A 23,722-nucleotide genomic window follows, 5' to 3' on the forward strand; every position below is an offset into this window, starting at 1 on the left:
GTTTTACGGTTCCAGAGGCTCTCAAAATCCGGCTCCTTACTTGGACCGGGATTTAATCTCCAATGCAGTTCAATTTTTATTTTTTTCTTCGGATGAACATAAGTGACATGATGGTGTCTCCATTTCCAGTCATTTAAAACCGTTTGAATATAATCGTCTTTTTCATAGCCTTGCCTTTCCAAAAGATCCTCTGCTTGAGTCAGTTTATTTATAGGAATCAGAACATCCAAATCTCCCGATGTCCTTAGCGATAGATCACCGTACAGCTCATGTGCGAGCATAGGTCCCTTCAAGAATATTGTTCTGACCTCATGTTGAGAAAACAAACGACTGACCCGCTCCATTTCACCACTTAACTGAAGCATTTGAAAAGTATTTCGCTTATATTCAAAAGAAAGACGCTCGATGACAAAAGAGGGGATCAGCCCATCTTTTACAGCCTCTACTTTGGAATGGAGAATAGGAAAGACACGGTGGTGCAGGGATTGTTTGATAAATAGCTTCCAATTAACATCTTTAAACCACTTTGATTGGATGCTTTGGATATCTACTTTCGTTTCAGCTTTCAACAATTCCATGATCAGTTTCAATTCCTTAGGTACATTAGACAGATCGAGAGTCATGCCTTCCCTCCTCCAACCGTTTTTGCGAACTTCCCTACTACTGTATAGCGATCCATCCCTTCAGACCCTGTTACGTAAAACGTTCCACTACGCAACCAAGCATGTGCGACCATTTCGCCATTGTTATCCCTAGCAGTTCCTAAATACAACGTACTTTCAATCTGACGCTTCTCAAGCATTTTCATCGCGGCCAGCGCCTTGACGAGACACTGACTTTCCCAAAATGTATAGCGGCTAGTTAAATACAAGGCGCTCGATATTTGAGAGAGCAACTCTTTATGAAGCAGATCTTTATTAAAGGCGGTCTCTTCCATATGTACTCCTAGGGTGGGAGACAACTTAGAAAAAGATCCCTGTTTCTGAATTCTAGCCCAAGCCAGATAAAAAAAAGACTCCAGCAACAATTTCTTCATTTGTGTATCCATAGACAAAAAAGTTCTTAGCTTTTTCATACCATAAATTCCTTCCTTACAATTGTTAACTTGAAGTCTTTTCTTCAATTGCTATTAAGTTTTCATTATAAAGCTGGTTTAAGAAATTCTGAACCTGAACTTCACACACATTTCTTTCCACTTCATACTGGTATAGTAGTCTCTCAATTACTTGATTGATAGGAATTGGCTCTTCAATTAAGTCCCAAATCTCTCCTCCGAGCTCACCGAGATTATAGTATTTTCCATTTTCAATACTCAGCATTACCCTTTCTCCATTCATATCACTTACAATGTTGCCTTCTTTTTGGCTGACCCATTGCGTTGATACTAGCGTCTGGCTCATATTACTTCTTCCTCCTTACGTATTGTAGATAAAATAACATCGGTCAGTTTATGAGCTGTGAATGTAGAAATTGGACGTTGAAGCTTATGCATCTCAATCTTACTGATGATTTTCGCAGACGTCTGAAAATGCCACTCCGTTAACCCAGCTCTAGGAATAATAAAGTTACGGTACGTATGCTTGTACAACGTACTTAATCTGTGTAAATTTTCAATCGGTTCAAACTTAATTTGATTTCCTTCAGATTTTTTCAGCTCAATAATCCCTGCTAGTGCCAGCGATTCATCACAAAACTTTTCGGCAACTGGGACCTTGAATTTTGTCTCTCGATTGAAAATAGGTTGATAGTTGCAAGACTCTATTCCAAACTGGTCCATACTCTCTTGCCACAGCTTTTGTTGAGGGTACGCTGGAGTAACTATCGGAATCCCTTCTTCTGAAAACGAGACCGGGATGACATCGTCACTTAATAATTGATATCCTTTATCCAAAAAGGCTGAAGCTAGTGTTGATTTCCCTGCCCCTGAATCTCCGACGATGGCGTAGGCTTTGCCATCAATGGCTATGGCACTTCCGTGGAGGGGGAGGATTTTTCTTTGGAGAAGGATGGCTCCCATGCAGGTGCCCAATATATATATACGCACCTGATCAAAATTTGTTTTTTCAGTTGGATGAAAGTATATATATCCACCGTTCTCAATAAGATAAGTGGCTACTCCACTAACCTTGAACATGAGCATATTTTTTTTTACAAATACTTGATCATTTGAGATTGTAGAATAGGACCATTCTGGATCAAGATTCTTTTTTCTAATTTTTAGATCAGGCATTAAGTTAGATTTCGTACTAGGGATGAGCTCTAAAAGACTGGTTTCACTAGATATATTTAAACCAAAGGCATTATAAGAATAATCTTTTTTAGTTGTCATATTGTCACCTACCAGACAAAGTCAAGAAGTTAATTCTAGATAAGAAAAACAGTTAAAATTGAAAAAGACGTAAGTGAAATGGGTTTCCCTCATACTTCTGTATGAGGGGATGTAAAATAATTTAGAATAATTCATGACTCGTGGTGTGGACCATAAGCAGGCTCTCCATTATAAGCTTCATCATGGTAACCTTCGTAACCGGCAGCCATTGTCATATCAACAGAAAGAACTTCCAAAGTAGGTGCTTTCCAATCTTTTTTCAATAAGTTCACCCCCTTTCAATTAAATTTTTTTAGAAATCTATAGACTATTAAACTACGAATTGCAATCCTAAAGTAAGGATCAAGTGCATATTCCGGTTTTGGACCATCTTTAACTTTTTCAATGGCAGAATTTACAACTTTCTCATTTAAATACTCAAAAATATGATTATCGTTCTTAAGTTCTTCAAGCTCATCTACAAACATATTCCACGCTGGTGTCATGCGGTGAACCCAATCAACTCCCTGTACACCTCGATACAACTGATTGAGACGAATATCTTCTGGGAGCTTTCCCTTTAAAGATCTACGTATTAAAGCTCTGTCTAAACCTTTTTGAACAAATTGACTTTCTGGAACAGATAAACAAAATCGAATTACACGTAAATCATTAGTTGGGTCACGCTTCCAAATAGAGTGACGCAATGATAATTTTGTTCCCATTGTATTTGTTGCATTCCAATGAAATAATTCCTCAAAATGACTTTTCTTTTGTTCAAATATATTAGGTAAAGTTGCTTTATTCTCATCAATTCCATGAGATTTAATATTGTTAAATACATCAGTTCTTTGAGCAAATTCACTATTTATTAGTGTTAATGAATGGTATTTATCGACTTTTGGTGAAACTTTATTTATTTGCGGAAAAGCTAATCTAATAACATAAGATAAAGACCGAGATTTATTGACTTGTAGATTATTACTATAGAGCCTTAATTCCTTTAAAAGTTTGACCCATTGCAATCTTTTTAAAAGTACACCATAGTATTCCAAAGCTGGTCCCCAAGAAATAGTCATGTTCCCTCTTCCACCGTTCAAAAGAATTCCGATATTCTTTTCTTGTGCCTTCTCAAATATCCCTTTTAACCAAATGGAGTTTTCAAAAAATTTATATGGTGTTTCAAGAATCTCTAGAAATGTATCCACTTCATCTAATGGACTTTTACTTTTGAAATCCAAGTAATGATCTTTTATCCCTCCTACATAGCTCACAGTAGATTTTATAAAGGATGTTTCATCAGCTACTCTATATTTAGGAGTGAAATCATAAAAATCTTTTGGAGGTACATAACTAAATGTATGGAGTGTTTTATTTTTATCACGTAAAGAATTTACAGCAAAGCTAACTACCGCCCCAGAATCAAGCCCTCCGCTAAGGTGTGAACCTACCTTTTTATGTGTACGTAACCGATCCTCCACTGCTCTATGAAATACTTCATTAAATGCTTCTTCATACTCTTCATTGGTTTTTAACTTTAATTTTTCACCCTGTAATATACAATATCTCTTGAGTGAAACTTCATTATTTACGACTGTAATAGAATGTGAGGGAGGTAATTGTTTAATACCTTTATAAGGTGTAGTAAAGGTATCTACTGTCTCGATTACACTTGAGATAGCCAAAAATTCAGCTAACCACTCTTCATTCAGGACTTTTTTAGTACCAGGGAGAGATAGCAAGGGTTCTATTATAGTACAGAAAGAAAATTGAGATTGATTCTGATTATAATAGAGTGTTCGGCTGCCAGAAAAGTCTCTAGCTCCGAATAACTTCTTCTGCAGCTCATCACAAATCATAAAAGCAAAATCACCTATTAAATACTTTGGACAATTTTCACCCCATTTATGGTAAGAATATAAAATCAATTCACTATCTGACATGCCTTCTCTAAGAAATTTGTTAATTTGTAGCATTTCGAACAGTTCATTACGGTTATCAATAACTGCATCTGCTGTAATAGCTAATTTTCGATCATGATCGTAATATGGTAATGTTTCTCCAACATGTTCTGGAGTGATCCACTGGGCATGACATCCTAAAAATACATTCTCTTTCTCTAAAGTTCGTATATCATCAGCTGGGAACTTGGAAAGTGAATTCATTAACGCCTGCCCAAATTCTGTAGGAATTTGCTGTTGATTTTTGTTATAAATTCCAGCAATCGCACTCATGATTATCTCTCCAATTAAATGAATATATTCTTAATAGAGAACTTTTAAATAAAAAAATAAATTTAGTAATAGAAATTTATTTGTGTTATCAATCACGTTTGTTCTATATAAAGAACTTACTACATTTTCGTATTAGTTGCAAGCTAATTTCTACAAAAAACAAGAATTTTAGCAATTGTTCCGAAACCTATAACCAACCATCTATCCATTACTATCAATTTTGTTTATTAGCAACTAGCTTAAAAAAGAATTTACTGTAGAGTGCCTTGAGCACATTCATTATATATTTGTACTCTGTTGTAGACATAAATACTAGCACAAAGATAACATTAGGGATTAGGAAACAAATAATCCCTTTCAAAATTAATAATCCAAAATTGTCACCATCTATAAAACTTGAACTATAATCTGTTATAAAGTAAGTCCCTACACCTATTACCAAGTAAAGAAAGTACATCCCAAAATAATGAACCAATGGTAATTTGAAAACTTTCTTATATACGAGGTAGGGCGTCGTCCAAAAAGGAACGAACACTGAACTGATTAATGTTCCCACGAACACACCGGTTATCCCTATATAACGTACTAAAGTAATAGATAACCCTAAATTGATTGCCGCCTGAACCAGAGGTGCGAAACGATCTGAGTGAAAAATTCCTGATGTGGTCTTCACTGTTGTAATTGCATTTCTCATACCTTTTTCATAAAAGATTAGCATTAATAATAGTACCGTTGCTCCATCCATTAAGTAACCATCACCTAGCCAGACTTTTATAAAAGGACCTAACATAATGTACATCGTGATCGTTATAGAAGCGTAAAGCCAAAAGTTCACGAGCCTGTACACCTTATAAATACTATAGATTTTTTCCATATTTTCATTGGCTACTAAGTTGCCTACGCTGTGATAGATATTATTAAATATTTGATTAATAAACGTCCTGCTAATGTCGATCAGCATTTTATAATTCGAGTAAATCCCAACTGCTGCAATCCCTACAAAAGAAGATATAATGATATTATCCGTTCCTAATACGAGATATGCGCCAATATTTTGTAATACAATAGCTTTTACATTTTTGACGATCCCTGCTTTCGTCTCAGGATCCAATTTAGCTCTAACCTTTTCCTTTAGAAATGGATACTTGTTATTGACAATTAGTGCTAAAACAACACTTGAAGTGATGGTTATAAAACTCTCAACTAATAAATACAAAATAAAATTTTGAGTGTAATATAAAATAGCAATTTTTAAAGATGTTGAAATTATGGATGAAACAGAATAAAATCCTGTTACAATATAGCCTTTCTGACACACATTTAAGAAAGAATTTTTATGCATGTATAAGTATGGGGCTACAGTATTTAGCAGAAATATTAGGTAAATAAAATTCACATGTTCAATTTGCGTATTACCGATAAAATACTTGAGAAAAGGCATTAAGGACAAACCTAACAAAAGTACAACTACTGCAATGACTAAGTAGGCATTTTTATAAAGCTTCATAAGTACGGAAATTTTGTCACGATCATCATCAGCTACGGGTTTATACAAGCTATACATAATACTAGAGCCAATACCTGCTTCCGCCAAAGCAAGCATCGCCAATATACTTGTAAATAACCCATTTAACCCTAAGTACTCTACTCCTAAGTACGTGACAAATACCGTTCTGGAAATAAAGCTTAAGGCTGTAATGATAACCTGATTTCCTAAACCTACGCCTATATTAAGAAGTGAATGTTTAATTCTCATTTTAATCTTGACAGTAATAAATTTTTACTTTCAAATATAAAAACAGCTGTACTTAGTGTCGCAGGTTTAACTTCTAAGAACTTAGGTGATTGTTTTAGATTAATATCAGATTTTACAAAGATATAATATAAATGGTAATTGCCAAGCCTTCCTCTCAAATTAGATTTATAGTGCTTAGTTTGCGTTTGCTGTTTTGTATATAGCCATGCATCTCTTGGTCTATTTTTAAAGGTAAGTAGACCCTTCCTAAGCATATAATTTACAACGTTAATACTTATTCTTATCATATTAAAACACATCCTTATTTACCGTTCTTATACAGAATCCCTGAGTAAAAGGGAGAATCGTAAATAAACCGGAATAAACACCTATGTCTTTCGTATCCCCTTGTGAAAAGTCAACTTCTCCGTTTTTCCTTGTAACCTTCATAAGATAATCTAAAGACATATTTAGTCCTTTTTTGCATTGTGTAGAGATATCTTTAATTTTTGATGCGTTTAATAAAAACCATGCCAGGGTTGCGGTCGCTGACGAATCAGGATTAGATTCATCACGAATAATCGTCCATGTCCAGCTTCCATTTTGTTGTTGATAAGTTAAAATGACCCGTGCGAACTCCCGTACACTTTTTTCCATTTCTTCCTTATACGCAGTGCCATTAGGTAGTTCATTCCAAGTATCGATAAGTCCGATTGCATACCACCCTAGTCCTCTCCCCCATCCATTTATCCCTAGAGGTAGTTTATTTTTTGTATGATAAGCATGATAAGGGATTTGGAAATCATTCAACATTCCATACTTTTCGTACATTTTAATTTGCCGTACTGCCAAATCTATACACTTATTATTTTTATATCTCAATCCATAACAGACCAAGAATGGGCATATGAAACCAATTGTGTCTACATATCGATAGTTCTTCATCGATCTTCGATATTGAACTGTACCGTCGTCTCCTATGTGACCTTTAATTAATTCCCATATCTCATCAAGTGCTTTCTTATAATTATCAATATTGATAAAATTCACCTTCATAAGGGCATAGGCTAATATGGCAGCATCAACGGTCTCAGGTTTCTCTCGCCAATCCCCATGTTGATCGAATTTCCGTTTCAGTAAACCAAATACGTTCTTAACAGCATCTGGTGCTTTATTATTGTTGATATACTCTGTCATGCCTAGTAATAAAGAGGCTTCTTGCCAATACTGAATATTATTTTTAGAGTAATTCCCTTTAACCATGTCTAATAAAATCAGTCTAGTGTTGTCTGTAACCTTAATTTTAGGTGTCTTTACTAACCATAGCGCTCCTTTTTTTGATATTTCCTCATTCCATTTCTTCTTATCTGTGTATCTACCAATGTGTATTCGCTTAATCCACTCTTTGAACTTAGGGACAAGATCGATAATTACAACTATACTCATCAACGCTAACACCAAAAAACTAACAAGTTGAACCATTTTCTTCCCTCTCTTCATAAACGAAAAAGAACCTATGGCAGGAAATGCATACCTTAAGCTCTTTTAATTAAATAATGCATAGAATTTTTTAATTTCATGTTCATTCCCTAATTGCTCAGATTGCACATTGGTGATTAAGCGATCTCTAAAGTGATCTTCTTCAATCATCCTTACTATTCCGTGAAAGACTGAATGAGGATCTATTTCTACGATCAGACCATTATATTCATCTTCAATTTGATCCTTAGAAGTGCTGAAATTAGTGATGATAACAGGTTTATTTAAAATCTTTGCTTCTTCAATAGCTATAGACTTTCCCTCATAGCGTGAAGGTTGTACATAGATATCCGTTTTTCTAATATAGGGGTACGGATTGTCCTTTACTCCGAGTAATATAAATGATTTTTGAAGATTTTCTTTTTGAATAAGTTTTTCATATTCTTCAATTTCATCTTTCGATCCAGTACCTAGTACATACCATTCAATGTTATATCCATTTTCTATAAGCAACCTGCATGCACGAATGGCTATATCAATTCCTTTCACATGACAAAGCCTTGCTACAGTAACAATCTTTATTGCTTCATCATCCATTTCGGTCTCAACATTTTTGATTAATGACATTTTATTAATGATAGAAGGAGAAAGTATATTATGGATAACAGTAATTTTTTCTGATAGTTTTTTAAAGTTTTCAATTAATGACTCTTTGCACAGCCCAGATACAGTTACAATATAGTCAAGACTTTCATAATGAGGGTAATCGATAGTGCTATCCATTCCCGAATTTGAATAATTCGTGTGTACCCAACCAATCTTCTTTTTAGCAGTTACTTTTTCATTGATAAAATAGATTGGAGCCTTCTCCAGGTAACCAACAGCCATATCATAATAAGTCTCTAGTCCTTTGATGGATTTCGAAACATATTTCCATACTTTCTGATCACATTTAGCACGATTGGCTTCGTACTTAAAAATATATCCTGCTTGTACTCTGTTTATCGCAGTAGTCAACTTACCTTCCTTTAAGCAATGGAAAACGGCTTTTTTAATAGGCATGTCAAATAATTTATAGTTAACAGGTTCATCAAGCAGGTTAACTTCTTCTGGGACTTTACTTAAAAAAATGCCTTCTTTTTTGAATAGTAATAAATCTACCTCATAATGCGTATAATTAATACTTTCCAATAGGGAGATTAGAGATTTTTCTGCTCCTCCACAATGCAAAGAATGCATAACAAATAGTATTTTTTTCTTCATTTCTATCACCTAGTTACATATTTGATATAATTTATTAATTTCACTCTCTGTTCCTAGTTTCTTTTGAGATAAGTTCATTTCAAACTGACTTCTTAATTGATGATCCTCAATAAGTTTTAAAATGCCTTGCATGACTGCTTGAGGAGTCATATTCACAATTAGCCCCTCTACATTGTCTTGAATTTGGTCTTTTGCAGTGCTGTAATTCGTAATTAAAATTGGTTTTTGCAAAATTTTTGCTTCATCAATGGCTATTGATTTCCCTTCAAACTTGGAGGTCTGAGCGTATATATCCGCTTGTTTGATATATGGATAAGGATTGGACTTTAAACCTAGTAATTTAAAATGGTCTTCTATTCGATTTTCTTTTATCAAATGAGTCAGTCTTCCTCGCTCTTCCCCATCCCCGATAATATGCCATTTAATATTTATTCCTGAATCGACTAGCTTCTTACAAGCATCAATAGCAATCTCATACCCTTTTTGAGGATGAAGTCTTCCAATAGATAATATGTGGATTTCATCTTTATTTTTTTGATAGACGTCTTCTTTTACTAAGTTAGCCATTTTATTAATTAGTAAGGGAGAAACAATATTATAAATTACTTCTACTTTATGGTTTTCAGAAGGAAATCGCCTTTTTAAAATCTCACCACACTCTTCCGAAACAGTTACAATATGGTCCAGTTTCTTAAAATAATGAATGTCAAAGTCAGGGTCCATCCCTAAGTGATCGTAATCAATATGCACCCATCCGATTTTCTTCTTGGCCATAACCTTATCAACGATAAAATATGTCGAAGACTTTTCTAGAAATCCAATCGCTACATCATAGGCTTTATTTAGATTCTCAAAAGAGTTAGAAAGATATTTCCAATTTGATTGTTCTCTAATAGCTACATTGCTAGCACCTCTATATTTACAAGCATATAAAAATCGCTGGTTAATGAGTTGCAGTTGACGTCGAAGAAATAATCCTGATACAGCCCTCAATAAAGGAAATGAAAATACTTTATACGATTCTGGTAAAGGAAGAACGTTCACTTCATTGGGGAGTAAATCCATAAATATACCTTCATGATTAAATAAAAATAAATCGACTTCATATTTTTCATAATCGATTTGTGATAACAGGGTGACTAAACTTTTCTCACCACCACCTGCTGACAAGCTAGGTATAGCAAATAATAACTTCTTTTTCATTAACATCACCTACACTAAAGCAGTCATATTTTTAAGATGTTCAGCAGCTTTGTAAGACATTCTTTTAATCCCTGGTATACGTTGCTCCAACTGCCACTTCAATTCTGCTTCTTCATTAAGGAGAACCCTAAATGTATCCATTAATTTTTGAGAGTCCGAAAGATCATTGATATTTAACACTAGTTTTTGGTCTCCAAAAATATCTTCCGAGATCCCTTTAGATTTAATACTATATCCTAGTACCATGGTTGGAACGCAGCTAGAATATGCTGCAATCGTTGCGTGCGTCCTTGCCCCTATAAACATTCGCATCCTTGATATATACCCTTTATACTGCGCGGCTGTTAGGTGATCCGGCAAAAGAATAACTCTTTCCGTATTCCTAAAGTGGGTACAAATCTCTGATAATATTTCATGATCGTTATTCCCTTCAGAGATTACATGAGGAGTTAACGCTATAGTACTGTCCGTCGTATCCATGATGAATTGCAATAAATCCTTGACAGCTTCTTTCGACTCTTTATTTTTTTTACATACGAGAGGACTGAAATTAAATCCAATCGTGTTTCCTATCTTCCATCCTTCAGGAAGCGGTAATTCCTCTTTATCTAAAGTAAAAGCTGGATCAGCACATAATTCTACTTTATCGAGTCCTGCACTTTTCAATAGATTATAAGTCAACGACTCTCTTGCAACGATTAAATCAAACAACTTAAGGTCTTCTATTTTGGCTGGTGAAAGATCCTCTTCCCCTATAGAACAGCCCCATAAAACTAATTTCTTACTCTCAGCTTTTATTCTTTTATCGACCTCATAAATACCTGGCTGTTCTCCATAGCAATAATTATCCCCGCCAATCGATAAACACACGTCTACGTCCTTTATTTGCTTAATGATGTTATGGTGGATTTTCCTTAAGGCAAACGTTTCATCATTAAACATTTTTACTCTGAAAGAAGAAACAAACCAATCATACGAAAATTTGTTAATCGAGCAATTTGACCCATCATAGATATCATCAAGATTATCAATGACCTTGTCTGTCTCAGGGTCTTTAGATACCAAATAAACCTCAGCATCCTCGATCGTTTCTTTGATAATATTATTCGTTGTTCGTACAATAGCTTCGCAACCTCTATTTTTACTTCCTCCATGGAAAAACATTAAGTACTTCATTCGTTTACCTCCAACTGTTACTGATTTCGAAGTCTGCTATAAGATGTTAGGATAAAAACTCCTATCGTAGATTTCAACTTAATCATTTCTAGCAAGTATTTCTCATACCTACCTAAGTCTCTAGACAAAATTTGATACACATTTGCTAATGCCTTTCTTACATCTTCGTGTGAAATCATTCTCCGTATATAGATAAATCTATTCAGTAGTGTAAGTTCTTCTGATGAAGAAAAATAAAGATAAGTATAGGAAATCACATTTTTGATTAATTTCTTCGAACGTAGTAAATTTACTTCATCAACATCTGATTGTTTTAAACAGTTCATTGGCAAGGTTAAGTTATAGATTTGTAGAGATCCTTCAAAATAATCAATGTTCTTGATGTTTCTCGTTGCACTTCCAATTACTTCCCTGTAAAAATAACCTAAATAATTAATATATCGAAACGCACTGGCCTTACTCACATATAACAAATTAAAAATTCCGTCTTCCCCTAACGCTAGATGTTCTGGGAATCTAATCTCATTTTCTTTAATTACTCTACTTTTATATAATTTATTACACACCGTATTACAGTTTTCATTCTCTAATAGATAGGAAAACAAGTAGCCACTATCGATATCGCGATTGAAGGGAAACGGATAATCCTGTGTTTCTTGTTGATTTTCTCCTTTTAAGTTAGAAAGTATAAGATCCACGTTCGACGTCTTTGCGGACTGATAGAGAGTGCTAAACATCTCCTTATCAACAAAGTCGTCAGCATCAACGAACCCAATATAATCACCTGAAGCTGAACTTAGTCCGTTATTTCTAGCTGAACTCACTCCTTTGTTTTCCTGATTTATAAGCTTTATTCTTCGCTCCTTATTCTTATATTCCTCTATAATTTGCCTGCTGTGATCTCTAGAGCCATCATTAATAAATAGAAATTCACAATCATACAGGGTTTGGTCCAAGAGTGACTTTATACAATCTCTTATATGATCTTGAGCATTAAAGACAGGTACAATCACAGAGACTTTAGGTTTCAAACCTCTTTCTTTTGTGATCATATAGTCTTCCTCTTACTGTAGGTTTGGTTCTCTTTATTACTATCAATTAGTTCATATAATTTTTCCAGTTCCCCCATATTGTTTAAAGATGCTACATCAATATTGAAGGAAAAGCTTCGCCTTAAAGTTTCATCTTTATACAGGATTTCAATAGTTTGAGCAATTTTGACTGCATCTATTTCACATATTAAACCATTGACTTTATCTTGGATTTGACTTTTCGCAGTTGGATAATTCGTTATTATTATCGGTCTCTTTAATATCATTGCTTCAGTTACAGTCACTGCTTTTCCTTCGTATCTTGATGGCTGGACGTATAAGTCACATGCTTTTATATATGGATATGGGTTCTCTTTTTTTCCTAACAATTTAAAACTGGATTCTAACTGATTTTCTTTTATTAAATCTTGAAGCTCTTCCTTATAGCCTCCATATCCAACAATATTCCATTGAATATTGGTATATCCTTTATCGTGTAATACTCTTAAAGCTTTTACAGCAAGATCATATCCCTTAACATATGACAACCTTCCTACTGACAAAATAGTAAAGTTTTGTTTATTGAAGTCATTATCTACTATCGATTCCTCAGCAATCTGATTGACAATATCTGCAGACGATATGTTTTCTATCAAATGAATTCGTGAGTGCAGGGACGGGTAGCTGGATAAAAAGGAATTCGTGACATCTTCTGATATGGATATAATCCTACTAAATTTCTTCCACACCTTCAGATCTAATGGGTGATCGATTTCTAACTTGCTGTAATCCGTATGAATCCAAGCTATTTTTAGATCAGCATTTACTTTTTCAGCTACTAAATCATGTGGCCATGCGTAACTTATTGCCACATCGTAATTGCCCTTAATTTTAGGTAAAAAAAGCGCAGCGTACTTCATAGTAAGCTGCATTTGGATATATCCTGGTCCTTCCTCTAATTTAAGTCTTATAGATTTTATAAGAGCTTGAATTTTACTACAGATTCTAATGAAAAAAATTATGAATTGCTTGTTTAAAAGGCATAGTTTCAAAGAATTCCTAAAGAAAGAATAGGCATCCAATTGAGGAAGGACATTTACTTGACTTGGAATCAATCTCATGAATTCCCCTTTATGTTCAAATATTAGAAGGTCAACTTCATATCGCGTATAATCAAAAGACTTTAACATATTAATTAAACTCCGTTCAATACCGCCAATCTCCATATTGTACACGGTTATCAATATCTTTTTTTTCATGAGATTTCCTGCACCTTTCGCTTCTCTTCAATCGGTATGTGTTTGTTCTCACGCTTAATAACAAAAACTGTATTATCAGGGATATTCCCTTTCACTACACTCCCAGCTGCTATAACTGAATTATCACCTATAGTGGTGTTTCGAAGGATTGTAACGTTAGAGCCTATCCAAACATTTTTACCGATATGGACTTCGCCCTTTAATAAGTGATCACCATTGGATTGTTTGTAATTGTGATCATGATCATTAATGGAAACCCCAGAGGCGATTTTTGAATAACTGCCTATAGTTACCTTATTCACACAATTAATATTGCAATTATCATTAATGAATACATGGTCTCCCAACTTTAAATGTCCCTTATAATCAACGCGTAAACTAGCATTCTTCCTTATAAATACGAACTTGCCTATAGTTACTTTTGAAGAACGATTAAAGATTTCAATACTACTGTTCGATTGCAAGGAAAAGATCGAGCATTCGATTTGGTTTAAATACAGAACCTTGAAGAAAACCCCTCTAAATATTCCAATACAATGCACGGTATTCATAACAAAAGTAAAGTAGAATCCTCTGTTTTTTCTTTCACTAGCCAAGGTAGTAATAAGTTTTCTTATTAGCTTCATCTTCATAACCCCTTATTACTTATTCATTAACCTTCTAAGCTTATAAATATTACTTCCACCTATTACACTGCTCAACGTTCTTTTTATGCCGGTTTTTATTTTCACATTCACTGGCATCCAACTTTTATGAAAATAATGCATTGCGTAAGTTGTCTCATCATTCAGTCTCCTATAGTTAATATAATCAAATGGAGAAAAGTAAGTCTGAGGATAAAATCCGCCAACACCCTCTATATATTGATATTCACCATTTAATATTAATCCTTTTCCTTTCAGCAAATCAGTCACTGCTGCAACGTTAGTTACAAGATTGAAAGCACCGCTCTCATTGATGAAATTTTTTTCTTCGTAAGTATCCAAAAATCGTTTAATAAACGAATGGTGTTTTCTAGCTCCAATGGTACTAGTAGCAATATAATTTTCTTGCTCAAAACCCCAAAAAGATTCATTAAATAATAAGTCATCAAAAGGCTTAAATACTTCTACATCAGTATCTAAATAAATGCCACCTTCATAGAAAAGAACAAATAATCGAACGTAGTCACTGACAAATGCAAATTTCCCAGCATCGTACGCTTCTTTTACATATTTGTTACTATATATATCAAAATTTTGCTCGTTCCATTCTTTTAGTTCATAGTCGCTCAAATACTTATCCCAGCTTTTTAAGCAATGTTTAACGATTTTAGGTTTTTCTTTTCCTCCAAACCAACAGTAGTGAATAATTTTTGGTATTGCTCTCTCTTGATCCAAATTCTCACCTCTATATTTTTTTAGATATTTAGTTTTCTTTACCGGTTGTGTTTTCCCATTGGATAAATGCAATTAATTTCTTATATTCTTGTAGTTGCTCTTTTTCTATACCAGATTGCTTTAAATCGTTAATAAATGTGATCCACTCATCTTCAAGTGGTTGTGGAGTATTTTTAGGAAGTTCTTTGTTTATCAAGACTAATAGATCTACCCTTAACACTTTAGCAATATTATCCATGAGATGAACAGATGGATTTTGATTTAAGTTTCGTTCAATATTGCTCAAATAAGATTTTGATATACCTGCTCGTTCCGCCAAATCAGATAAGGATAAACCTCTTCGCTTTCGAATATAATGAATGTTAGTTCCTATCATTTATGGATACCTCAATTTTATTTATTAGAAGATACCTTCTTTTCGCTTCGCTCCTTTTACCGATTCTTTTAAACAATTGACAACTCTTACCTGTTCGATTTCTAACAAGTTTGATCCAGATGGAAGACAGATACCAGTTTCGAACAATTGTTTGGATACATCTTCATTTTCCAAATGAGAATAGTAAGGTGTGTTTAAATATAATGGCTGCATATGGAGTGGCTTCCATACCGGCCGAGCTTCGATATTTTGTTCAGCCATAGCTTTCAGAACCTCAATAGGCTCTGTCGCTATTTCCAGTGGATTCATAGTAAAGACAGTCAGCCACCGGTTTGATCTCGTTTGGGGGAGTTCAGCCATAAAGTCTATGCCTGCTACATCAGATAATAAGTAGTTATACCGCTCAAACACTTCTCTTTTCGCCGTGACACGATCCTCGATCACTTTTAATTGCGCTCTCCCAACACCAGCAAGAATATTACTCATTCGATAGTTATATCCCACTTCATGGTGCTGATAATAAACAGCCGGATCTCTGGCTTGAGTAGCTAGGAAGCGGGCTTTTTCCAGTTTTTTTAAATCATTGGATACGAGCATGCCTCCGCCGGAAGTGGTTATGATTTTATTTCCATTGAACGAATAGACTCCAAACTCACCGAAGGTCCCACTGTGTTTTTCATGATAAGTTGAACCAAGTGATTCGGCGGCGTCTTCAATGATCGGAACCTGATAGTGGTCACAAAGCGCCATCAATTCCTTCATTTTTCCTGATTGCCCGTATATATTGGCCATAATGACTGCTTTAGGTAATTTTCTTTCCTTATAAGCATCGTAGAGTGCTCTTTCTAAAGCTTGTGGAGACATATTCCACGTCTCGGGTTCCGAGTCAATAAATATTGGTTCGGCCCCCTTATATAAAATTGGATTCGCACTAGCTACAAAGGTGAAGGTGGAACAGAATACATGGTCACCTCGTTTTACATCTAATAAAGAAAGAGCTAAATGGATGGCTGCTGTACCTGAACTGACAGCGACCGCTCCTTTAGCTCCTACATACTCTGCTATTTCTTTTTCAAACATGTCTACATTCTTACCAAGCGGTGCAATCCAGTTGGACTCAAACGCTTCATTAATATACATTTGTTCATTCCCCGTCATGTGAGGTGGAGAAAGATAGATCCTTGAATTCTTCATTAGACACCTCCAATAAATCAATCAACTGTTGTTGAAAAAAGATGAAATTTGAATCATTCTCTTCAGGACACCATTGAGCAAATTGAACTTTTCCTGGTAAATATGGACCTTCCTTTATTTCCCAACCCACAGTATCCTCCTCAAGGCAAACGTATGAGTGCCAAACCTTAGGGTTGAATTTATAAATTATATTTTTTTGGTTTAACAACCGTCTATCTATTACTTCTCCTGAGTCATTGAAAAAAAATATGGCTATTTGACCTTTAATGGAACAAATCGTCTCCGTTTCATTAGAATGTCTATGTGCTCTAATTTTTGTAAGTGGTTGTAAGCCGAATAACATTGATTGAATTTTATCCTCTGAGGTCTCGTGCAGAAGTAGATGGCTTCTTTTTCTAGTATTTTTTCTCGATTCTTGTACCAATTTGTCTATTGTTTCATTACATATATACATGGTATTCTCCTAAATATATGAGATATTTAATGAAGTACTTTTGCCACATCAGAGAGCACATTATTATTAAGTAATGTATAAAATTCATTTCCTATTTTTAATTTTGCTCCTTCATATGGAGGGAACCAAAAAGCTCTGATTTTGCGATCTATTTCTTCTTTTGAATCTGTATGATGAATAATTTTCATTTCCTCAAACATTTTTTTATTAATGTAAATGCCCTGATTATTTGTGTCGGTGTTAGTTTTTTTCAACAAATAGTCTGGGTTAGTAGCATTATCTATTACTTCTTTAAATAACTTAAACATGACTACCTGACTTTTTAACTCTAATGAGAACGCTGTTTCATTTTCTTTATCTATATTAAACATTTTCTTATTTATAATGGTACCTTCATCAATTTTTTCATTCATGAAATGTGCCGTAACCCCATAGTCTTTACGTTGATCAAGAATTGCAGCGTTATATCCTCCTAGTCCTTTGTAATCTGGCAAAGGGGCAGGATGAAAATTGATTGCACCAATTTTTGGTAGTGATAATAGAGGCGGCTTGATTTTTTTCCAAAATAAATAAGATATAACTAGATCTATATTATTTAAATTTATAGGACTATTATCAGGTTTTTGAATCCAGTCATATAAATCTTCTGGGTTAGGGGTTAATATGCCATACTCTTTCGCTAGCTCTATTAAAGAACCTTTCTTAGCATCTAACTCTTCATTAGGATTTCGTCCAACTACAGCCACAACATCATGTCCGTTATCATTTAAATATTTTAGAGCTTTAGCAGACCATGATTTCTTACCTAACAGAATCACTCTTAACTTATTGTTAGTTGACATCTCTATGCCCCCTTAATTTTTGCCATTAAAGTATTCGGTAGTAGATTGTCCTTCCATATTTATACCTTGAGCTTTGGAAACTTCAAAAATGGTCATATAAATAATTTTTAAGTCTAGCAAAAAATTATGATTCTCTATATACCAAATATCGCATTTAAACTTGTATTCCCAAGTAACATCGTTCCTTCCATTTACTTGAGCCCAGCCAGTGATCCCTGGTTTAACATTATGGCGTTTCGCTTGTTCAGTTGTGTAAAGCTCTAAGTACTCCATTAATAAAGGTCTTGGCCCTACTATACTCATCTGTCCTTTAACGACATTGATCAATTGAGGCAGTTCATCCAAAGAATACTTTCTAAGAATTACTCCGAATGCAGTTAACCGCTCTTCATCTGAAAGCAACATTCCTTGAGCATCTGTTGCATGACTCATGGTACGGAATTTATAGAGGTAAAAGGGCTTCCCATTCAATCCGGGACGCTTCTGTTTAAAAAATACGGGCGATCCCATCTGAAAGTGTATAAGGAGGCATATTAAAACCATCAAAGGAGTGAACACTAGTAATAATGGGATAGAAATAACTAAATCTAATAATCTTTTCATATTATTTTTAACCCCTTCCTCATTATTTAGTAACAAAAAAATCCGCTGCTTTACTCGGCACCGAAGTTTCACTTTCTGTATTCGATTGTTCATATCCATTTGGATTGAGGGATTGCCAGCGCCAAGTATCTTCACACATTTCATCTATTCCTCGTTCAGCTCTCCACCCCAGTTCTACATTTGCTTTTGTAGTTTCCGCAAAACAGATTGGTATATCACCAGGGCGTCTTCCAAGAATAGTGTAAGGAATAGATTTCCCAGAAGTTTCTTCAAAAGTGTCAACCATTTCTAGTACACTGTATCCTTTTCCAGTTCCTAAATTATAGGTGTGTACTCCGTCTGATGATTCTATTTTTTCTAAAGCTCGAACGTGCCCAATCGCTAAATCCACAACATGGATATAGTCTCTGACTCCTGTTCCATCTTTAGTCTCATAATCGTTTCCAAATACTCTCAGTTCATCCAAACTTCCTACCGCAACTTGTGAGATATAAGGGAGGAGATTATTTGGAATTCCTTTCGGTGATTCTCCAATCATCCCACTCTTATGAGCACCGATCGGATTGAAGTATCTTAAGAGTGCTACACTCCATGAAGAATCGGAAATATAGAGATCTCTCAGAATCTCCTCAATCATGTGCTTCGTTCTTCCGTATGGATTAGTTGTTTTTAATAAAGCATTTTCACGAATTGGAACTTGATCGGGTTGACCATATACGGTCGCTGATGAACTAAATACGATATTTTTCACTTGAAACTTTTTCATTACCTCACACAATATGATCGTTCCTATGACATTATTCCTGTAATACCAGAGCGGGTCAGCTACAGATTCTCCAACCGCTTTTAATCCAGCAAAATGAACTACTGATGAGATTAGGTTTTCAGTAAACACTCTTTCAAGTGATTGGGCATCCAATAAATCAATCGCATAGGTTTTGAATTCTCGACCTGTAAGTTCCTTTACCCTTCTTAGAGATTCTGGCTGACTATTAGAAAAGTTATCGACAACAATGATTTCATAACCATCATTTAATAATTCTACACAGGTGTGAGTGCCTATGTATCCAGCCCCTCCTGTTATTAAAACAGCCATGTCTACACCCCCACTTTCTTAATCATTAGAAACCAGTAATTACCAAATCAAAAAATCACTTCGGTATTCGATATTTAAACTTACGACATTTTCGAAATAATAATAAGCGAAATAACAGATGATAATTGCGAAGTAGATCATTTTCTCATCTCTTGGTCGGAATAATTTCACTACCCATGAGACTAGTATCAACTGATATAAGCTGAAATAAATCGAGAACCTAGCAAAAATCCAATTTTGAGTCGATACAATCATAAAAACAAGGCCAATTAAAGAAAGGTTTACAATATAGTCACTTTGTGGAAATATCTCCCTCAATTTATCTTTTCCGATGTAGGCAATCATAATTGGCGCACCAAATACGGCAACTCGTAATATACTAGCTCCACCCTCATCAAAGTTTTCATAGTATCCATATTGAGTATCCTCAATTGCCGAGAATAATAGCGAAGAAAACTGATCAAACCCTACAACGATAACAACTGCAAATATTAGAAGTGCAACGGTAGCTTTTGACCATGCCTTGAATTGAACAAGAAAATAAATAGGTAACAAAATTAAAGCACTTAGATGAAACAATGATGCAATAAGGATAATTACCGTATATCTTTTCCAATTACCATTCATAATATATTTCAATGCTGTAAATGCTATTCCCGCTGCGAGTACCTGCCTTATACCATTCATAGATACTAAAAACAAACCACCTGTGATATAAACATACAAACTTAACTCCAACAGTCTTGAATATTTGTATAGCACGATTACGATCAATGTATTGGTAATTAATGCTGTCGTAAAAATTAACACTTGAGGGTCATCAGAAACATTTTTTAATATCATTTGCAAAAAAGCAAAGCCTATATCTTTATGAGATTGAACAAATTCCCATGTGAATGTATTAATTTCATAGGCATGTTTATAAAAGTAAGTGTCTCCGATATTTGCTCGCAACCCTGATACAAGTACGAGTGATGCTAACGCTCCAAATACAAAAAATGAATTTGGTCTACTGATCACCATCGTATTCGTTTGAATTTTGACTCCTACCAGCCTCGCAAAATAAGCTAAACTGAATACTAAAGCAAGATTCATCCATAACTGTGTCATAACCATTTCCTTTCAAAGGAAATATATTAATACATAACATCCCTTGTTTTACTAGTTACATAAGTAAATAATAAAAGGCCCAATGGTAAAGCTAGAATGGTTAGCCCTTTATTAGGAGACTCTCTGATGAACTTCCAATTTCTCATCATTACACTACTTGAAACATAGTGAATTGCTTGCTTGTACTTAAAAGACAAACTAGCAATCGACAGTTTCATCAGTTCTTTGCGATAAAATGAGAACCCTTGAGGATTTTTCCGATATTGCTTTAACATGTTTTTAGAAGAACCATCAGGCAAGTACTCCACACAGCAAAGCACTTTGTTTAGTAGGAGCATTTCATACTCCTGGTCGAGCTTATAATATTTATAAGCAAGTCCGACATATTTTTCTCCTTCAAAGACAGGGTAGGGATATTTTTTTGTGAGTTCGGAACGATACACCAACTTCTTATCCCCAGTCACCCCATGTTTAAGGTATAGATTGAATAATGTCGAAGTTTTTAGATTTGTTGGCAACTTCGAACCGATTATTTTACGGTCGGTGAAAGAGTCAAGCCCAATGATGCCACCTACCGATTCATTGCCATTGCCATATTGCTTCCAATAATTAATGATGGTTTCTACTGCATCGTCAGGCATATAATCATCAGAGTCGATACACACATTCAGTTCTGTTTTAATCAGCTTATAAGCTGTATTATGCGCGCCGTGCATTCCTTGATTTTTTTGGAAGTGGTATTGAATTTGTAGACAATCCTCTTTCTTCCACTCATCGACTATTTTTTTCGTATTATCAGTCGAACCATCGTCCATGATTAACCATATAAAATCTTTATTCGTTTGTCGTTTTAGACTGTCATAACACTGTTGCAGGCAATATGCACGATTATAGGTCGGGGTGAATATGGTTAATAACTTCAACTTGCAATCCCCCCTAAACCCAAATAATATTGTTGGGTATTTCTCGCAATTTCTTTAATTTCAAATCCTTTTCTATCTAAAATGTCTTTTTTTATTAACCTTTTATCAGGCTTTACTGATTGTTTCATTATGCACTGCACCCACACCCCTTTATCTTCTATCCTATTAGGTAAATTCTTTATTAAGCCAATGTTTATATCTACTTCATTTGAAATATTGGTTGAGATTAAACAAGGTAACCCTGCGCACTGTGCTTCAACTAAAGTAACAGGTAAACCTTCATATAAGGATGGAAATATAAAAATGTCAATCCCCTGAAGTAATGAATGAATATCTTCCCTTACACCTAGTAATTTGACTCTACCTTCTAAATTTAATTCCTCTATTTTTCTCTCGATTTTATGGCGTAGTTGACCATCTCCTATTAATAATAGTGCAGAATTTGTATTTATTTTTGCATATTCTGCAAACATTTCTAATAAAAACATATGATTCTTTGGTGGAGAAAACCGTCCTACATGGCCAAGGACAATTGTATTATCACAAATTTTCAGTGATCTTCTTATCTGATTTCTTATAAGTGGATTGAATGAAAACTTTTCACTATCGATACCATTTCTAATGATAATGGCTTTACTACTGTCCTTTTGAAATAGCCACTTAGCTGCTGATTTTGAACAGGCATTTAAATGTGTTGCCGATGAATTAATATAAGTTCCTGCATACCATTTATACACTTTAGAAGCAATTCCGCCCTCACTATTAGTAGAATGACTATGAGCAATACGAACCGGAAGCCCCTGCCGTTTCGCTGCCCGGAGAACGAAGCCACTCATTTTGTCCATATGGGAATGAACAATTTTATAATGGGAGTGTTGCTGAAAGAAAGAATCCAAACCTTTTATATACTGCTTATGTCCTACTTCGGATATATAAGGAATCCGGTGGATCTTTCCACCCAATTGCTTTATTTCCTCATCAAACACCCCTTCTTTACAGGTGAGGAAATCGAATTGGACCTTCGTCCGGTCTATGTTGCGATATAAATTCATAATGAGTGTCTCTGCTCCACCTCTGTTCATGTTAACGACTACATGCAATACTCTTAATGGACCGCCCATTGCTCGAGCTCACCTTCTCTCATAAAAGACTGATAGATTTGACTGTTTTGTTTAATGACTTTATTGGTACTATACTTTCTAATAATCATGTTCCTTCCATTGATGCCGAGTTCTTGTCTAACATCAATTAAACCAGCCATATGTTTAACTTTTTCCGAGAACTCTAAAGCTTCATGGTTTTTAAATACCCAGCCGTTCACATTATTTTCTACTAATTCTCTATGTCCGCGATTATCGATAGCCACGATCGGCAATCCACAGGCCATAGCTTCCATGATATTTACCGGTAAGCCTTCCCGTAAACTGGAAGCCGCCACCATATCACACATGGAAACAATTTCTTTAACATCATCTCGATAACCTAAAAAATCTACCATATGCTCAATTTCAAGTTTTCTAGCTAGGTCTTTACAAAGTTCAAGAGTGCTTCCCTCTCCAGCAAGCAACAAGCGTGCATGAGGAATGTCATCCTTTAGCAATACGAGTGATTGAAGGAGAAACTGCTGGTTTTTATTTTTATTAAATTCAGCTGCATAAAATAATAAAAAGTCATCAGGACGATACCCCAATGACTTTCTCAACACTATTTTTTCATTTTCACTAATTGGCTTGAATTCATCCGTATTGACACCCACTCCATTCACAAGTTCAATGTACCTTGTTTTAAATCGTTGGGTAGCCAAATGGAAATCTTCTTGGTTAATGGTGATTAAGCAATCTGTAAAGGAAGCTAAAGATTTTTCGATTGGATAGTATATAAGCCAGTTTGCTATAGGGGCACCTTTACAAAAATGGAATCCGTGAGCAGTATAAATCACCTTTGTTCCATTTTTTCTAGCGCTTCGAGCAGCTAACCGCGCTAGAACCCCTCCCATAGGCGTATGGCAATGAACGATTTTATATTGGTTTTCGTTTATAAGAGCATGAAGATCTTGG

25 protein-coding genes are annotated in these 23,722 nt (G+C 34.9%); all 25 read right to left on the reverse strand.

The features are described from left to right. Positions 1 to 623, reverse strand: a 623-nt coding sequence (locus tag LD39_RS13165) for a nucleotidyltransferase family protein (RefSeq protein ID WP_035547601.1), incomplete at its 3' end; no start/stop codon positions are given. Further along, positions 620 to 1,075, reverse strand: a complete 456-nt coding sequence (locus LD39_RS13170; protein ID WP_035547604.1) for a lasso peptide biosynthesis B2 protein — start codon at positions 1,073 to 1,075, stop codon at positions 620 to 622. The genes LD39_RS13170 and LD39_RS13165, both read right to left, overlap by 4 nt. A gap of 25 nt (positions 1,076 to 1,100) precedes the next feature. Then, a complete protein-coding gene (locus LD39_RS13175; RefSeq protein WP_035547607.1) occupies positions 1,101 to 1,400 on the reverse strand; it encodes a lasso peptide biosynthesis PqqD family chaperone in 300 nt (99 codons plus the stop codon). After that, positions 1,397 to 2,329, reverse strand: coding sequence for an aldolase (locus tag LD39_RS13180; RefSeq protein ID WP_035547610.1), 933 nt, complete (start codon positions 2,327 to 2,329; stop codon positions 1,397 to 1,399). Before LD39_RS13180 ends, LD39_RS13175 begins: the two co-directional genes overlap by 4 nt. A 131-nt stretch (positions 2,330 to 2,460) precedes the next feature. Continuing rightward, positions 2,461 to 2,592 (reverse strand): paeninodin family lasso peptide, encoded by a 132-nt coding sequence (locus tag LD39_RS22690; RefSeq protein WP_156112642.1) that lies wholly within the window; start codon positions 2,590 to 2,592, stop codon positions 2,461 to 2,463. 15 nt (positions 2,593 to 2,607) lie between these two features. Further along, positions 2,608 to 4,542 (reverse strand): lasso peptide isopeptide bond-forming cyclase, encoded by a 1,935-nt coding sequence (locus tag LD39_RS13185; RefSeq protein WP_035547613.1) that lies wholly within the window; start codon positions 4,540 to 4,542, stop codon positions 2,608 to 2,610. 214 nt (positions 4,543 to 4,756) lie between these two features. Then, complete coding sequence (locus LD39_RS13190; RefSeq protein WP_035547617.1) at positions 4,757 to 6,298, reverse strand: lipopolysaccharide biosynthesis protein; 1,542 nt, start codon at positions 6,296 to 6,298, stop codon at positions 4,757 to 4,759. Positions 6,299 to 6,586: 288 nt separating this feature from the next. After that, positions 6,587 to 7,723 (reverse strand): glycoside hydrolase family 88 protein, encoded by a 1,137-nt coding sequence (locus tag LD39_RS13200; protein ID WP_231572579.1) that lies wholly within the window; start codon positions 7,721 to 7,723, stop codon positions 6,587 to 6,589. Between the two features lie 99 nt (positions 7,724 to 7,822). Further along, positions 7,823 to 9,019, reverse strand: a complete 1,197-nt coding sequence (locus LD39_RS13205) for a glycosyltransferase (RefSeq protein ID WP_035547626.1) — start codon at positions 9,017 to 9,019, stop codon at positions 7,823 to 7,825. A gap of 9 nt (positions 9,020 to 9,028) precedes the next feature. After that, positions 9,029 to 10,222, reverse strand: a complete 1,194-nt coding sequence (locus LD39_RS13210) for a glycosyltransferase (protein ID WP_035547629.1) — start codon at positions 10,220 to 10,222, stop codon at positions 9,029 to 9,031. A 9-nt stretch (positions 10,223 to 10,231) separates the two neighbouring features. After that, entirely contained in the window at positions 10,232 to 11,398 is a 1,167-nt protein-coding gene (locus tag LD39_RS13215; protein ID WP_035547632.1) for a polysaccharide pyruvyl transferase family protein, read from the reverse strand. A 17-nt stretch (positions 11,399 to 11,415) separates the two neighbouring features. Further along, a complete protein-coding gene (locus tag LD39_RS13220) occupies positions 11,416 to 12,450 on the reverse strand; it encodes a glycosyltransferase (protein WP_035547635.1) in 1,035 nt (344 codons plus the stop codon). After that, positions 12,447 to 13,688 (reverse strand): glycosyltransferase, encoded by a 1,242-nt coding sequence (locus LD39_RS13225; protein WP_052158865.1) that lies wholly within the window; start codon positions 13,686 to 13,688, stop codon positions 12,447 to 12,449. Before LD39_RS13225 ends, LD39_RS13220 begins: the two co-directional genes overlap by 4 nt. Next, a complete protein-coding gene (locus LD39_RS13230; protein ID WP_231572580.1) occupies positions 13,685 to 14,314 on the reverse strand; it encodes an acyltransferase in 630 nt (209 codons plus the stop codon). The genes LD39_RS13225 and LD39_RS13230 overlap by 4 nt, the downstream gene beginning before the upstream one ends. A gap of 15 nt (positions 14,315 to 14,329) precedes the next feature. Beyond that, positions 14,330 to 15,139 (reverse strand): glycosyltransferase family 32 protein, encoded by an 810-nt coding sequence (locus LD39_RS13235; protein WP_081988447.1) that lies wholly within the window; start codon positions 15,137 to 15,139, stop codon positions 14,330 to 14,332. Then, positions 15,096 to 15,443 (reverse strand): helix-turn-helix domain-containing protein, encoded by a 348-nt coding sequence (locus tag LD39_RS13240; RefSeq protein WP_035547642.1) that lies wholly within the window; start codon positions 15,441 to 15,443, stop codon positions 15,096 to 15,098. The genes LD39_RS13235 and LD39_RS13240 overlap by 44 nt, the downstream gene beginning before the upstream one ends. Positions 15,444 to 15,467: 24 nt before the next feature. Further along, a complete protein-coding gene (locus LD39_RS13245; RefSeq protein WP_035547644.1) occupies positions 15,468 to 16,637 on the reverse strand; it encodes an aminotransferase class I/II-fold pyridoxal phosphate-dependent enzyme in 1,170 nt (389 codons plus the stop codon). Continuing rightward, complete coding sequence (locus LD39_RS13250) at positions 16,588 to 17,091, reverse strand: WbuC family cupin fold metalloprotein (RefSeq protein ID WP_035547646.1); 504 nt, start codon at positions 17,089 to 17,091, stop codon at positions 16,588 to 16,590. The genes LD39_RS13245 and LD39_RS13250 overlap by 50 nt, the downstream gene beginning before the upstream one ends. Before the next feature lie 26 nt (positions 17,092 to 17,117). Next, complete coding sequence (locus LD39_RS13255; protein ID WP_052158866.1) at positions 17,118 to 17,933, reverse strand: formyltransferase family protein; 816 nt, start codon at positions 17,931 to 17,933, stop codon at positions 17,118 to 17,120. Between the two features lie 12 nt (positions 17,934 to 17,945). Next, positions 17,946 to 18,536: a sugar transferase gene (locus LD39_RS13260; protein ID WP_035547648.1), complete on the reverse strand. Its 591-nt coding sequence runs from the start codon at positions 18,534 to 18,536 to the stop codon at positions 17,946 to 17,948. A gap of 22 nt (positions 18,537 to 18,558) precedes the next feature. Then, positions 18,559 to 19,632 carry a UDP-glucose 4-epimerase GalE gene (gene galE / locus LD39_RS13265; protein ID WP_035547651.1) on the reverse strand — a complete coding sequence of 358 codons (1,074 nt, stop codon included), beginning with the start codon at positions 19,630 to 19,632 and terminating at the stop codon, positions 18,559 to 18,561. A gap of 39 nt (positions 19,633 to 19,671) precedes the next feature. Continuing rightward, a complete protein-coding gene (locus LD39_RS13270) occupies positions 19,672 to 20,742 on the reverse strand; it encodes an EpsG family protein (RefSeq protein ID WP_035547655.1) in 1,071 nt (356 codons plus the stop codon). Positions 20,743 to 20,768: 26 nt separating this feature from the next. After that, complete coding sequence (locus LD39_RS13275) at positions 20,769 to 21,665, reverse strand: glycosyltransferase family 2 protein (RefSeq protein WP_035547658.1); 897 nt, start codon at positions 21,663 to 21,665, stop codon at positions 20,769 to 20,771. Next, the gene (locus LD39_RS13280; RefSeq protein ID WP_035547661.1) at positions 21,662 to 22,786 is read right to left on the reverse strand and encodes a glycosyltransferase family 1 protein; all 1,125 of its coding nucleotides are present in this window, start codon (positions 22,784 to 22,786) and stop codon (positions 21,662 to 21,664) included. The genes LD39_RS13275 and LD39_RS13280 overlap by 4 nt, the downstream gene beginning before the upstream one ends. Then, positions 22,771 to 23,722: glycosyltransferase family 4 protein (locus LD39_RS13285; protein WP_035547664.1), on the reverse strand; the 952-nt coding region annotated here is incomplete at its 5' end. The genes LD39_RS13280 and LD39_RS13285, both read right to left, overlap by 16 nt.

This window comes from Halobacillus sp. BBL2006, from assembly GCF_000786645.1.
GTDB lineage: Bacteria > Bacillota > Bacilli > Bacillales > Halobacillaceae > Halobacillus.